12 protein-coding genes are annotated in these 14,185 nt (G+C 41.0%); all 12 read left to right on the forward strand.

The window, feature by feature from the left end; all coding sequences use genetic code 11:
* Nucleotides 1–10: 10 nt before the first annotated feature.
* Nucleotides 11–1,456, forward strand: a complete 1,446-nt coding sequence (locus BN997_RS05695; protein ID WP_042530447.1) for an aldehyde dehydrogenase family protein — start codon at nucleotides 11–13, stop codon at nucleotides 1,454–1,456.
* Between the two features lie 96 nt (nucleotides 1,457–1,552).
* Nucleotides 1,553–2,677 carry a zinc-dependent alcohol dehydrogenase family protein gene (locus BN997_RS05700; protein WP_042530449.1) on the forward strand — a complete coding sequence of 375 codons (1,125 nt, stop codon included), beginning with the start codon at nucleotides 1,553–1,555 and terminating at the stop codon, nucleotides 2,675–2,677.
* Between the two features lie 395 nt (nucleotides 2,678–3,072).
* Nucleotides 3,073–3,924 (forward strand): HpcH/HpaI aldolase/citrate lyase family protein, encoded by an 852-nt coding sequence (locus BN997_RS05705; RefSeq protein WP_052484925.1) that lies wholly within the window; start codon nucleotides 3,073–3,075, stop codon nucleotides 3,922–3,924.
* Nucleotides 3,925–3,957: 33 nt separating this feature from the next.
* Nucleotides 3,958–5,109, forward strand: a complete 1,152-nt coding sequence (locus BN997_RS05710) for a CaiB/BaiF CoA transferase family protein (protein ID WP_042530451.1) — start codon at nucleotides 3,958–3,960, stop codon at nucleotides 5,107–5,109.
* Between the two features lie 18 nt (nucleotides 5,110–5,127).
* On the forward strand, nucleotides 5,128–5,655 hold the full coding sequence (locus BN997_RS05715) for a MaoC family dehydratase (protein ID WP_042530453.1): 528 nt from the start codon (nucleotides 5,128–5,130) through the stop codon (nucleotides 5,653–5,655).
* Between the two features lie 65 nt (nucleotides 5,656–5,720).
* Complete coding sequence (locus BN997_RS05720; protein WP_042530455.1) at nucleotides 5,721–6,920, forward strand: acyl-CoA dehydrogenase family protein; 1,200 nt, start codon at nucleotides 5,721–5,723, stop codon at nucleotides 6,918–6,920.
* 53 nt (nucleotides 6,921–6,973) lie between these two features.
* Entirely contained in the window at nucleotides 6,974–8,323 is a 1,350-nt protein-coding gene (locus BN997_RS05725) for an MmgE/PrpD family protein (RefSeq protein ID WP_042530457.1), read from the forward strand.
* Between the two features lie 65 nt (nucleotides 8,324–8,388).
* A complete protein-coding gene (locus BN997_RS05730) occupies nucleotides 8,389–9,231 on the forward strand; it encodes a fumarate hydratase (RefSeq protein ID WP_084612860.1) in 843 nt (280 codons plus the stop codon).
* A 28-nt stretch (nucleotides 9,232–9,259) separates the two neighbouring features.
* A complete protein-coding gene (locus tag BN997_RS05735; RefSeq protein WP_042530461.1) occupies nucleotides 9,260–9,823 on the forward strand; it encodes a Fe-S-containing hydro-lyase in 564 nt (187 codons plus the stop codon).
* An 83-nt stretch (nucleotides 9,824–9,906) separates the two neighbouring features.
* Nucleotides 9,907–10,293, forward strand: a complete 387-nt coding sequence (locus BN997_RS05740; protein WP_042530463.1) for a VOC family protein — start codon at nucleotides 9,907–9,909, stop codon at nucleotides 10,291–10,293.
* A 525-nt stretch (nucleotides 10,294–10,818) separates the two neighbouring features.
* The gene (locus tag BN997_RS05745; protein ID WP_042530465.1) at nucleotides 10,819–11,844 is read left to right on the forward strand and encodes a TAXI family TRAP transporter solute-binding subunit; all 1,026 of its coding nucleotides are present in this window, start codon (nucleotides 10,819–10,821) and stop codon (nucleotides 11,842–11,844) included.
* A 316-nt stretch (nucleotides 11,845–12,160) separates the two neighbouring features.
* Entirely contained in the window at nucleotides 12,161–14,182 is a 2,022-nt protein-coding gene (locus BN997_RS05750) for a TRAP transporter permease (protein ID WP_084612861.1), read from the forward strand.
* The last annotated feature ends 3 nt before the right edge of the window (nucleotides 14,183–14,185 follow it).

Raw genomic sequence — 14,185 nt, forward strand, 5'->3', positions numbered from 1 at the left:
GGGGACGACGATGATTGATATCCATGAAAATATTACCGGGTCCATCATTAATGGAGAAGAAAGAAATGGAGAAAGAGAAGAACTGGCTGTAACCAATCCATATAATGGGGAGGTTATTGGAAAAATAGCATGTGCAACCACAGAGGATGTGCATGACGCCATTGATACTGCACAGCAGACTTTTGTTCAAATTATGAAGAAGATGCCGGCACATGAACGCTCTGCTATTTTGCGGAAAGCTGCTGAACGCTTGGAAGAACAAGAAGGAGCATTTGCTGATATATTGACGCTGGAGGCTGGGAAACCAATCAACGAAAGCCGCGGGGAGGTTATTCGGGCGATTCAAGTGCTGCGCTTTGCATCAGAAGGGGCAAAGTCGATTTATGGTGAACAGATTCCAATGGATAGTGCCATCGGCGGAGAACATCAAATCGGGATCACAAAGCGTGTACCGCTAGGGGTAGTTGCAGCAATTACTCCCTTTAACTTTCCATTAAATCTTGCGCTTCATAAGATTGCACCTGCCATAGCAGCCGGGAATACAGTCGTTCTTAAACCAGCAGAAAAAACACCGTTATCTTCGATGATGCTTTATCACGTATTGGAAGAGGCAGGGCTGCCGAAAGGGGCGTTGAATATTGTGATGGGGCCGGGACAGCAGCTTGTAGAACCGCTGGTAACCCATAAGGATGTAAAAAAAGTGACGTTTACGGGAAGCGGAGCAGTCGGCTGGAAAATTCACGAAATGGCGAAAAAGAAAAAAGTAACACTTGAATTAGGATCCAATGCTCCCAATATTATTTTTGAGGATGGGGATTTAGATATTGCTGTCCAATCCATCCTGCAAGGCGGTTATACCTTTGCCGGTCAGGCATGTGTTTCTGCACAGAGGGTGTATGTCCACGACAGTGTCTATCAGGCATTTACAGAAAAATTAGTTGCAGCAGCAGAAGCTCTAAAGCTTGGCGATCCACGTGAAGAGTCGACAGAATTAGGCCCGATGATTACAGAAGAAGCAGCAGAACGGGCACAGTCGTGGATAGAAGAAGCTGTGGCACAAGGCGCGGCATTATTAACCGGAGGACATCGAAAAGGAGCAGTTTTAGAGCCGACAATCATTGGAAGCACTACTCCCAATATGAAGGTCGTTTGCATGGAAGTCTTTGCTCCAATTGTAAGTGTCATTCCCTTTTCTACGGAAGAAGAAGTCGTTGCCTATGCAAATGATACGGATTTAGGGCTGCATGCCGGCGTATTTACACGTGATATCAACCGTGCCATGCGTATGGCGGATGCCATTGAAACAGGAGGAGTCTGGATTAATGAAGTATCCGTCAGGCGTTATGACCATATGCCATACGGAGGCATCAAAGATAGCGGGATTGGAAAAGAAGGAATTAAATATGCGATAGAAGACATGCTGGATACAAAATTTGTTGGTATAAAGCTCTATTGATTTTAGTATTTATGATTGGCTTATCAATACCCGCGGATGCATCGAACAACTATATAATGTTCTAATTTACAAAAATAGAATGAGGGGTAGATAATCATGAATGTGAAAACAGCAGTGTTACGAACCTCTGGAGCTGAAACACCCTATGCAGAAAGCAAACCAATTAAAATTGAAACGGTCGAATTAGATGCTCCAGAATTAGGAGAAGTATTGATTCAAATAAAAGCGGCCAGCCTTTGTCACTCTGATTTATCGGTTATTAACGGCAGCAGACCAAGACCATTGCCGATGGCGCTGGGGCATGAAGCGTCCGGTGTTGTTGTAGAAGCAGGAGAAGGGGTAACAGATTTAGAAGCAGGGGATCATATCGTCTGTGTCTTCGTCCCCAGCTGTGGCCACTGTATCCCTTGTAAGGAAGGCCGTCCGGCATTATGTGAACCTGGAGCGGAATCCAATACAGCAGGAACCTTGATTGGCGGAGGAATTCGCATGCACGAAAAGGAAGAAACCATCCATCATCATGTTGGCGTATCCGCTTTTGCCGAATATGCCGTCGTATCAAGAAATTCATTAATTAAAGTCCCTAAAGAGATTCCTTTTGAGAAACTAGCACTATTTGGTTGTGCTGTGATTACCGGCGTGGGTGCTGTTGTCAATACGGCTAATATTAAATTAGGGAGTACTGTTGCGATTATTGGTCTTGGAGGAATTGGATTAAGTGCTTTGCTGGGAGCAATCTCTGCAGGTGCGAGCAGAGTGGTTGCTGTAGATATCAATGAATCCAAATTAAAACAAGCGAAGGAGCTGGGTGCAACGGATACATTTAATTCGAAGGACCCTGATGTCATCGAACAGATCCGTGAAGCAACGAATGGTGGACTGGATTTTGCATTTGAAACTGCTGGAGCCGTTCCGGCGATGGAGGTGGCTTATGGAATAACAAAACGCGGCGGAACGACAGTTACAACAGGATTACCGCATCCGGACCATCATTTTTCCTTTCCGTATGTGAGTTTAACTGCAGAAGAAAAAAGTATTAAAGGATCCTATGTAGGAAGCTGTGTTCCAGATCGGGATATTCCGAATTATATTCGCTTATTTAATCAAGGGAGGCTGCCGGTTGATAAATTGCTTACTGATATTATTAAGCTGGAAGAGATAAATGAAGGATTTGATAAGCTGGCGAAAGGGGAGTCATCCAGAATTATTATTAAGATATAATGAAGTTTCCATAAAACGAAACTTCATTCAGTGGGAGTTTTTGTTCTTCTCCGTGGTAAAAAGGTTGTCATTAAAAAAATCTATTTAGTTTATCGCATATATCATGATAAAAGCAGGGACAGAAGCAGCGTTAAAGGATAGATGAACGAAAAAGTTTAACTCTGTTCTGTCCCGTATACATAATCAGACTTGAATTTTTTATTGCTGAAAATTACAGGTATGCTTGAATAAGAGAGTATAGGGAGTCGTTAACATAGACTTAAATTTTAAAAAAATCAAAAAATACATTTACAGAAAGCATTGTATATATTATTATTAAATTGTATCCAATATCCAATCTGGAAAATGCTTATTTATTAGTTCCCATGAAACATACGTGGAAAGGAGAGATTCTGATGTACAGATCTTGGCTATTTGTTCCGGGGAATCAAGAAAAAAATCTGAACAAAGTAAAGGATTTGCAGGCCGATGTGATTATTTATGATTTGGAAGATGCTGTACCAGTGAATGAAAAAGTAATAGCCAGACAAAAAGTGAAAGAAGCAATTTGTAAGATAAGTCACCAAGTGAATTTTGTACGTGTGAATGATTTAACTACACCCTATTTTATAGAAGACTTAGATGGAATTATCGCAGAGAATCTTTCTGGAATCGTTCTGCCTAAAGTGAATAATCAACACGATATTATCATCGCAGCTTATTTGCTTGGACAAATGGAGGAAAAGTATGGTTTAGAACAAGGCTCGCTTGCTATCGTACCATTAATTGAAACCGCTTCCGGAATTCAGAATGTCCAAGAAATCGTCTGTGCGAGTAATCGGATTTTATGTCTCTGTTTCGGAGCGGAGGATTTTATGCTTGACCTTCATATCGATGCAGGGGAAATGGGAGAAAATTTAATGTATGCCCGAACACAGCTGGTGATTGCTTCCAAAGCGGCGGGAAAAGAACCGCCGGTTGATTCTGTTTTTGTCGATTTTAAAGATGAAGCAGGATTAGAAAAGGAAACGGAACGTGCAAAGTGTGCTGGATTCCAAGGGAAGCTGCTTATTCATCCAAAACAAATTGCGCCTGTACATCATGCTTTTTCACCTACACGTGAGCAGGTGAAAGAAGCAGAAAAAATTATTGCTTTGTATGGAGAATCTTTAAAAAATGGAAAAGGTGCGCTTGAGATAGATGGAAAGATGATTGACGCTCCCGTGGTTGAACGGGCAAGAAAGGTACTATCACATGCTGACATGTAATGAACGAATGTTTTTGAAATGGGGGAGAAGGATATGTTGCCATTAGAAGGAATCACCGTTGTTGCTTTAGAGCAGGCAATCGCCGCTCCATTTGCTACGAGGCAATTGGCAGATTTAGGAGCGAGAGTCATTAAAATAGAAAGACCGGATGTCGGGGACTTTGCCAGGGGCTATGATTCTACGGTGAATGGAATGTCCAGCCATTTTGTTTGGTGCAACCGTTCAAAAGAGTCAATGGAGCTTGATTTGAAATCAGATGAAGGAAAAGAGATACTTGGCAGTTTAATAGAAAAAGCGGATGTATTGATTCAAAATTTAGCTCCTGGAGCAATTGAAAGAATGGGCTTTGCACCGGAAGAGTTAACTGCGAAGCATCCCGAATTGATTGTGTGCAGTATATCAGGATATGGAAAAGGCGGTACTTATGAGCAGAAGAAAGCATATGACCTCTTGGTTCAATGTGAGGCGGGACTTGTTTCAATAACTGGCAGTGAAGAAACACCGTCAAAAGCGGGGATTTCAATCGCGGATATTGCTGCTGGAATGTATGCCTATACGGGCGTTCTGACTGCTTTATTTAATCGGATGAAAACAGGAAAAGGAACTGTTATGGAGGTATCGATGCTTGAAGCACTTGGCGAGTGGATGGGCTATCCTGCTTATTATGCGGCATATGGCGGAAAAGAGCCTCAACGGTCCGGAGCCAGCCACGCAACGATTTATCCGTATGGACCATTTCTATGCGGAGATAACAAAACTGTATTTATCGGATTACAAAATGAAAGAGAATGGAAGCGCTTTTGCGAGTTTGTTTTAGAAGATTCCGCTTTAAGTGAAGACGCTAGATTTATTACAAATACGGATCGGTCAACAAACAAAGACGAATTAAAACAGATTATTGAAGCAAAGTTTGAAGCATTTACATCCGATCAAATTATTGAAAGGGTAGAAGAGGCCAAAATAGCCAATGCACGGTTAAATACGATGAAGGATTTCTTCGCGCATCCACAGCTTACAGCACGCAAGCGTTGGAAGCAGGTCCAGACACCGCAAGGAGAAATTGTTGCACTAAAACCGCCGGTGACTATGGCCGGAATAGATTATGTGATGAATCCGATACCAGACCTTGGCGAGCATACCGAAGCTATTTTAGAAGAGCTGGGATTGGCACAATCAAAAATATAATAAAATGGAGGAATAATAATGAGTGTAAAGGAAGGCTGGAAAGGCAGATTTTATGAGGATTTTGAAGTTGGAGATATTTATTCGCATCCATTAGGAAGAACGGTAACAAAAACAGATAATATTTATATGACCTTATTGACACAGAATACAAACCCGATTCATTTTGATGATTATTATTCGGAGCAGACTGAATTTGGAAAACCGCTCGTCGATTCTACATTTACCATAGCTTTAGTAACAGGACAGTCTGTGACGGATCTCTCCCAGAATGCCATGGCAAACTTAGGCTGGGATGAAGTTCGTCTGCCTAATCCGGTGTTTGAGGGAGATACGATTTATTCCTATTCGGAAGTGCAGGATAAGCGCGAATCGAAATCCCGTCCGAATGTTGGCATTGTCAATGTTAAAACAAGCGGTTATAACCAAAGAGGAGAAGTTGTGATTACATTTAAACGAACATTTATGATTTATAAAAAGGATTCTGCCCCGACAAGAGAGAATAAATTATTGGAACAGGTACTGGAAAAAGAACTGCAAAACAAATAGTAAGTATGGAGAAATAGAACAGCTGCGTTTCGATAGTCTGTAAAAGTATAAAGGAGATGTTCGGAATGATTGATGCAAAACAAACAGATAAGCCGATTCAATTGAATGAAACAGAACGACAAGAATTAAGAGAATCTGTACGTGAATTATGCGAATCTTTCGGAAACGCTTATTGGAGAAAATTAGATGTTCCTCATGAATACCCGCATGAATTTGTAGATGCCTTAACCAAAGAAGGCTATTTATCCGTATTGATTCCTCAGGAGTATGGCGGAAAAGGATATGGGATTGCTGAAGCAACCATTATTTTGGAAGAAATCCATCGGGCCGGCGGGCATGCAGCTGCTTGTCATGCGCAGATGTATACGATGGGAGCATTATTAAGACATGGAAGCCCGGAACAGAAGGAAAGATACTTGCCTGGGATTGCCAAAGGAGAACTTCGGTTACAGGCTTTTTCCATAACCGAGCCGGAAGCAGGATCGAATACGACCGGAATCAAAACCTTCGCTGAAAAAACAGAGGACGGCTACGTGATTACGGGCCATAAAAACTGGACCAGCCGTGTTTTACAATCTGATTTAATACTCGTATTAGCCAGAACAACGCCACTCGGGCAGGTAGATAAAAAATCAAATGGAATCAGCCTCTTTTTAGTCGATTTACGTGAAGTCAGAGAAAATCAGCCCGATTCCTTTGTCGTTGAACCTGTGCGTACCATGTTCAACTACGCCACCAATAAGGTATGGTATAAGGAGATGAAGGTTCCGCATGACTGTATTATCGGGGAAGAAGGAAAAGGTTTTAAATACGTACTTGACGGGATGAATGCAGAACGAATTCTACTTGCTGCAGAAACGATTGGAGACGGTTACTTTTTCATTGATAAAGCGGTAGATTATGCAAACGAACGGGAAGTCTTTGACAGAAAAATCGGCCAGAATCAGGGTGTTCAATTTCCGATTGCACGTGCCTATGCATCTATTAAAGCAGCTGATCTTCTGCGTTATGAAGCTGCAGAAAAATTTGATTCCGGCGAAGTATGCGGAGAAGAAGCCAATATGGCAAAGCTCTTGTCCAGTGAAGCAAGCTGGGAAGCAGCAAATGTTTGCATCAATACATTCGGAGGAAACGGTTTTGTTGATGAATATGATGTCGAGCGTAAATTCAGGGAGACGCGGATGTATCAGGTAGCCCCGGTGAACAATAATCTGATTCTCGCTTACCTTGGACAGCATGTGCTTGGAATGCCGAGGTCATATTAACCCCTTTTTTTGAATAGTAAGTGTGATAAATAAAAAAGTAGGAGGTTATTCCTGTGGGATTAAGCGAAAAACTTGCAGACTATATTATTGATACAGATTATGAGGATTTGCCAAAGGAAGTGGTTGAATTTACCAAGCTATGCATCATAGATTACTTTTCGTCTGCGATTGCAGGAGCAAGCCAATATCCCGTGCAAAAAATCGATGAATTGGTAAAAGAACTTGGAGGAACGCCTCAGGCTTCTTTAATAACAGGTGGGGAAACATCAGTAACGCATGCAGCATTATTGAACGGAGCGGCAAGTCACATCATGGAGCAGGACGATATTCATAAAGCCTCTATTATTCATGCAGCTACAGTTGTCATCCCGTCTGCATTAGCAGTAGCGGAATGGAAAAATCTTTCTGGCAAAGATGTTATTGAATCTATCGTGATAGGCTATGAAGTATGCTACCGGATTGGGGAAGCGGTTACCCCGTCACATTATTATTACTGGCATAATACCGCAACGTGCGGGACATTTGGCGCAGCAGCGGCGGCAGCCAAATTACTGGGATTAGATAAAAAGCAAATTATTCATGCGCTTGGGAGTGCAGGAACACAGGCTGCCGGTTTATGGGAATTTATAGAGGATGGAGCGATGTCAAAGCAGCTGCATCCAGGGAAAGCTGCAATGAATGGTGTCATCAGTGCGCTTTTGGGAGAAAAAAACTTTACTGGAGCTAGTCAGATTTTAGAAGGGAAACGCGGTTTTTTTGAAGCGATGAGTGAGGAATATACCCTTTCAAACGTAACAGAGAGGCTGGGAGAGGAATTTAAAATCTTAGAAAACTCCTTTAAGGTCCATGCTTCCTGCAGGCACACACATCATGTGATGGATTTAATGATAGATTTGGCTAAAGAACGGCATATTCGTTTGGAGGATGTGGAGAGTATCCGTGTCAAAACATATCAGGTAGCCATCGATATTACAGATAATCCTGAACCAGATACGATATATGCTTCTAAATTCAGCATGCAATTCTGTACAGCTGTAAGTTTGCTGAAAGGCAAGGGAAGTGTTGATACGTTTAATGAAGACGCCCTTTGGGATGAAGCGGTTCGTGCTCTGATGCAGCGTATCGAGGTAAGCGTAGATGAGGATATTCAAAATCATTATCCTGAAAAATGGGGAGCTATCGCAGAAGTGAATTTAACCTCTGGAGAAAAGATTCAAAAGGAAATCGACTTTCCAAAAGGAGATCCGGAGAATAAATTATCTGTAGATGAGATTCTAGAGAAATTTCGGTCCCTGACAACGGATTTAACAGAGAACGAGCAGCATGTTCTATCCACTAACCTATTACAATTAGAGAATGCTGAATCGATAGAGCCTCTATTTGAATTCGCAAAAGTGAAATAAATCCATTAAAAAGGACAGCGAAATGATGCGAAACCGGATTGAAAATAAAAAGGAGTGGCTTGCTCTTGAGACAAATTCATTACCAAGAGATTGTTGATCGTGTAAAAGAGCTCTGTCAGGAAGCGAATTATGATTTAGGGCAGGATGTTATCCAGGCGTTTGAGCAAGCAGTTCAAACAGAATCCTCAGATATAGGTAAAGGTGTACTGACACAATTAATTGAAAATGCCAATATTGCCAGTGAAAATCGTGTTCCAATGTGTCAGGACACGGGCGTTTCCGTATTTATTGTAAAGCTTGGACAGGATTGTCATATTGCAGGCGGCAGCTTATATCAGGCAATTAATGAAGGGGTTAAACAAGGGTATGAAGAGGGGTACTTGCGGTATTCGATTGTGGATGACCCTTTAAGCAGAAAAAATACGGGAGACAATACACCTGCTGTGATTCATATTGAATTAACAGAAGGAGACAAATTAGAAATTCAAATGACTGCGAAAGGCGGCGGAGCAGAAAATATGAGTGCACTTAAAATGCTTACACCAAGTGATGGGCTGGAGGGAGTAAAAAACTTTATCCTGGATACGGTAAAGCATGCCGGGCCGAATGCTTGCCCGCCTTTAGTGGTAGGGATTGGCATCGGCGGAAATTTTGAAAGCTGTGCGTATTTGGCTAAAAAGTCTTTATTTAAACCAGTTGGAGAACGGCATAGGGAGAGAGAAATTGCTCAATTGGAAGAAGAATTAATTCAATCGATTAATGCATTAGGAATTGGACCTCAGGGGTTAGGCGGCAATACAACGACATTAGATGTAAAGATTGAAACAGCCCCCTGCCATATTGCTGCTTTGCCAGTCGCTGTTAATTTAAATTGTCATGCAAGCAGACATAAGCATTTGGTTATCTGATTCGTTATTTTTACTTAGGAGGGAGCGTATGGTTCCGAAAAAAATACGTGTGCCATTTCAAGATGAAACAATCATCCAATCACTGCAGGCCGGCGATCAGGTATTGCTGACCGGCACCATTTTTACTGCGAGAGATGCTGCACATAAACGGATGGCAGAGCAATTGGAGAAGGGAGAAAAACTTCCTGTAGATTTAACCAATCAGGTTATTTACTATGTTGGCCCGACTCCGGCACGAGAGGGAGAAGTTATTGGGGCGGCCGGACCGACAACTAGCAGCAGGATGGATAAGTATACACCATTTTTGCTTGAAAAAGGATTAAAAGGAATGGTTGGAAAGGGTTACCGCAGTCAGGAAGTGATAGATGCGATTTCTGCTAAACAGGCTGTTTACTTTGCCGCAATAGGCGGATCAGGAGCTTTATTAGCCAAGCGCATCCGAGCTGTTGAATTAGTAGCATATGAAGACTTAGGTACGGAAGCAATCCGGAAATTAGAAGTAGAAGATTTCCCTTGTATGGTTATTAATGATGCAGAGGGAAGGGATTGGTATAAGGAATCACAAGCTGTATTTAAAAGCAGTGCCGAATGATTTGGCGTTAGTCGGTTTAATTGGCCAGGAAATCTTTAGCTGCTCTTGAAGCATGTATTTAAATAGAAAAAAAGAAGGATGCAATGAAAATTTCTAAATTAGATCATTTAGTGCTGACTGTAAAGAATATGGATAAAACCTGTGCATTTTACAGCCAGGTTCTAGGAATGGAAGTTATTACATTTGGAGAGGGAAGAAAAGCACTGCGTTTTGGGGGACAGAAAATAAATCTGCATGAAGCTGGTAAAGAATTTGAACCAAAAGCAAAAACCCCTATGCCTGGCTCGGCTGATTTATGTTTTATCACCGATGTGCCGATTTCAGATGTGATAGAGCATTTGAAGAGTTATGAAGTGATAGTTGAAGAAGGTCCGGTAAAAAGAACAGGAGCTTTAGGAGCGATAACTTCTTCTTACATTCGAGATCCGGATAATAATTTAATAGAGATTTCGAATTATATAACCGAATGATTGAAATGGTCCATGAATTGATATGTAAAAGAAATTGATTTTAATTTCATGAAAGGATGAAGGCATATCAAACGGTGCTATATAAAAACAAATAATTCTAAAAATAGTTTACAAAATAGTTATTATGCTCTACAATTAATTGTATCCAGTTCTACAATATCCCGAAAATATTTCCTGTAATAATGTAAGCGCTTTATATCATCAATTCTATTTTAGGTATGAATAAAGGGGGGAATTAATAGAATACCATTTGCATGATGAAGAATGTCGAAATGTTTGAAGAAGTTAATCAAAAAGTCCTATTACCTGCGGGCAGTTTTTTGAACATGCAGTTTAAGTAAAGGACGCCTTCTTAGAGACCGCCATTTGATCCTTAGATTTTCTAGAACTGGATTTCAAAGCGGAATAAAATAAGTTGGAAAATTTATTTCGTAGTACCTTGGAGTTAACTGATAATGAAGAAGTACGACAGCCAGATTTTTGAGATTTTTTGACAGAATATTTAAAAATATAGGGGGATTTCTTATGAAAGGTTTGAAAAAGCTATATCTATTCGCATTTATATTAGGACTTATATTTTTAGCGGCATGTGGGGATGAAGAAGCAAGTGGAGAAGATAATGGAGAGTTTGAAGAAAAAGATTATCCATCTACGGTAACTATTGGGACAGCTTCACAAGGCGGAACCTATTACATTTGGGGAGGCGGCTTAGCTACATTGCTGGAAAATCATCTGGATGTTACGTCAAATGTAGAAGTAACAGGCGGACCAGTACACAATATTCAACTTTTGGATGTGGACGATGTTCAACTTGGCATGGTTACAACCGGACCATTGTTTGAAGGATATTATAATGAGGGGGATTGGGCTGAAAAAGAATATGATGATATTCGTGTTATCTTCCCAATGTATGATACACCGTTCCATTGGTGGTCCAGCGCAGATTCTGACGTCACAAGCATTACAGAACATGAAGGAGAGCGGGTTGGTATAGGCCCTTCCGGCGGTACACCGGGCACATATAATCCATTGATTTATGATGCGCTTGGTATTGAAACAGGTGAACAGGTTGCAGCAGGAGCAAGTGATTTAGCATCTCAAATGCTTGACGGGCAGTTAGATCATATTGGTTTTTCAGCAGGAATGCCAATTGCTGCGGTAACAGAGGTAGAAACACAGATGGATATTAACATTTATGGTATCGATGGGGAAGAACGTGAAACAGTAAAAGAAGCACTGCCTTATTTCGAGGATTTTGTCATTCCGGCCGGTACGTATGATTCCTTGGATAGTGATGAGGAGACCATAGCTCAGTTTAATTTTGGTGTTGTTCAAAAAGATGCGAATGAGGAATTTGTCTATGATTTGGTGAAAGCATATCATGAGAATATTGATCAAATGATTTCTACCCACGCATCAGCTCAAGAATCTGAAGATCCGGAAACAATTCTGAGAAATGAAGAGTATCCGATGCATCCTGGAGCAATTCGCTATTATGAGGAGATTGGTATTGAACTTCCAGAAGCTGTTTATCCGCCCGAGTGGGAATAAATGCGGGCGAGGAAAAGGAAAATATGAATTTTATTTATTGACACAATGATAACTAGCCTTTGTTATAGCAAATCTTAAACACGCTTTTATTGTAATAAGGTTTAAAACAATGATGAATTGGATGAAAGCGTTTTATCGGAAGGGTTAATTCGCTTAAATAAAACAGCGGGAGAAGGGTACTTCATATACATGAAGGGATGGTGGGGCCTCCAAGTCCCACCTATATCCCTGCTCAATAGATAATATCCATTTGAATAAAAAGCTAACATAAAGTTTCAATATTATCATTTCGGCGTGTTAACAAGGAGGGCAATATATGTCAAAAGAGAAAAAACAAAAAAATTGGAATAAAGAAGGTGAAAAGCAGGTAGAAAAAAAAGAGGAAAACGAAAATAAAAAAATAGATACCACGCTTGGAGAAGATGAGATAGAAACTTCAGAGCAGATACGAAATCTATCTGGATTTGTACGCTACCTGTTTTTAGCTATTGCTGTTATTGGAGCACTCTATCATTTGTATATACTTAATTTTAATCCAATTGACCCTTGGGTATTCCGAAGTACGCATCTGGCTTTTGGCACAGTACTTGCCTTAATGCTTTACAAAGGCTGGAAGACAAAGTCAAATAAAGTGTCTATTATAGATTGGCTGCTTATTGCAGTTGCTATTTTCGTTGCTTTATATATTTATATCAATTTGAGTCAGCTTGTCTTTCGGTTTGGAGTAGCGCCTACTACGATGGACTTTATTGTTGCAGCTCTTGGTTTATTGTTAGTTTTAGAAATAACTCGTCGGGCGAGCGGCTGGATTTTACCTATATTGGCGTTTGTGTTTATTCTGTATTCTTTTGCAGGACCGTATTTGCCAGGGATTTTAAATCATAATGGTTATTCATTGGAGAGGTTCGCAACATATGTATATGGTTTAGATGGGGTATTTGGGGTAACGACAGATGTCTCCTCCAAATATATTATTCTTTTTATCATCTTTGGCGCATTCTTGCAAATGTCTGGTGTCGGCCAGTATTTTATTGATGTAGCCTTCAGGATAGCAGGCGGACTCAGAGGCGGGCCGGCAAAGGTTGCTGTGGTTTCTTCGGGCCTCATGGGGATGATAAACGGAACTTCAGCAGGTAATGTTGTTGCGACTGGATCTTTGACAATACCTCTGATGAGAAAGACTGGATACCGCCCCATGTTTGCCGCAGCAACAGAAGCAACTGCCTCCTCAGGGGGTCAGCTGCTGCCGCCGATTATGGGAGCTGGCGCATTTTTGATGGCGGAAATTACTGGAATGCCTTACTCAAGTATTATTATAGCGGCAACCATTCCAGCGATTTTATATTTTGTGTCCGTTTATTTTATGGTAGATTTCCAGGCTGTGAAAAGTGGAATGGTTGGTTTATCTCGGGACCGGCTGCCTAACTTAAAAAAATTAATGAAGAAATTCTATCTATTTACGCCAGTAGTTTTATTAATCTATCTGTTAGTAAATGGATTTTCTGTAATCTTTGCAGGTACTGTTGGAATCGTGGCTTGTTTTATTTTAAGTCTATTTAGTAAAGAAAATAGAATGGGTCTGATGAAGATCTTAGAAGCACTAGAATTAGGCATGAAAAATGCCATTCAACTGATTGCCATTGTAGCTACAGCCGGGATTATTGTGGGTGTCATCGCGTTAACGGGGGTTGGTCAGCGATTTAGTTCGATGCTGCTTACGATAGCAGATAATAATCTTCTTATCGCTTTAATTTTTGCCATGGCCATTTCTATTATTCTAGGCATGGGGATGCCGACAACAGCGGCTTATGCTGTCGCCGCTTCTGTAATTGCCCCGGGATTAGTGAATCTAGGAATAGAACCGATTATTGCACATATGTTTGTCTTCTATTATGCTGTTATTTCTGCCATTACACCGCCAGTTGCGCTGGCAGCATTTGCAGCGGCTGGTATATCAGGGACAGATCCTATGAAAACAAGTGTAGAAGCATTTAAAATTGGACTTGCTGCCTTTATTGTGCCGTTTATGTTTTTCTTCAGCCCAGAATTATTGCTGGAAAGCGGGACAACCGGCTCCATTATCCTGGCGGTTATTACAGCATTGATAGGAGTATATTTATTATCTGCTGCTGTTCAGGGATGGTTTTTTGGAAAAACGGCCAGCTGGTATAGCCGAATCATTCTTTTAGGTGCAGCAATTATGTTTATGCTTTCCGGGATTCAGACAGATGTGATTGGGATTATTCTTACAATTGCATTAATAGGTATTCAAAAGTTTATTAATAAGTCTGACCCTCGGCAAGCTGTGACACATGAAGATATCAGTGCCTCATCTTGACTA

Origin of the sequence: Oceanobacillus oncorhynchi, from assembly GCF_000821065.1 — a bacterium.
In the GTDB taxonomy this organism is placed as follows: Bacteria; Bacillota; Bacilli; order Bacillales; family Amphibacillaceae; genus Oceanobacillus; species Oceanobacillus oncorhynchi.

Coding starts and splice junctions, on each gene's coding strand:
- BN997_RS05695 (WP_042530447.1), top strand. CDS start 11: ATGATTGATATCCATGAAAATATTACCGGGTCCATCATTAATGGAGAA.
- BN997_RS05700 (WP_042530449.1), top strand. CDS start 1,553: ATGAATGTGAAAACAGCAGTGTTACGAACCTCTGGAGCTGAAACACCC.
- BN997_RS05705 (WP_052484925.1), top strand. CDS start 3,073: ATGTACAGATCTTGGCTATTTGTTCCGGGGAATCAAGAAAAAAATCTG.
- BN997_RS05710 (WP_042530451.1), top strand. CDS start 3,958: ATGTTGCCATTAGAAGGAATCACCGTTGTTGCTTTAGAGCAGGCAATC.
- BN997_RS05715 (WP_042530453.1), top strand. CDS start 5,128: ATGAGTGTAAAGGAAGGCTGGAAAGGCAGATTTTATGAGGATTTTGAA.
- BN997_RS05720 (WP_042530455.1), top strand. CDS start 5,721: ATGATTGATGCAAAACAAACAGATAAGCCGATTCAATTGAATGAAACA.
- BN997_RS05735 (WP_042530461.1), top strand. CDS start 9,260: ATGGTTCCGAAAAAAATACGTGTGCCATTTCAAGATGAAACAATCATC.
- BN997_RS05740 (WP_042530463.1), top strand. CDS start 9,907: ATGAAAATTTCTAAATTAGATCATTTAGTGCTGACTGTAAAGAATATG.
- BN997_RS05745 (WP_042530465.1), top strand. CDS start 10,819: ATGAAAGGTTTGAAAAAGCTATATCTATTCGCATTTATATTAGGACTT.
- BN997_RS05750 (WP_084612861.1), top strand. CDS start 12,161: ATGTCAAAAGAGAAAAAACAAAAAAATTGGAATAAAGAAGGTGAAAAG.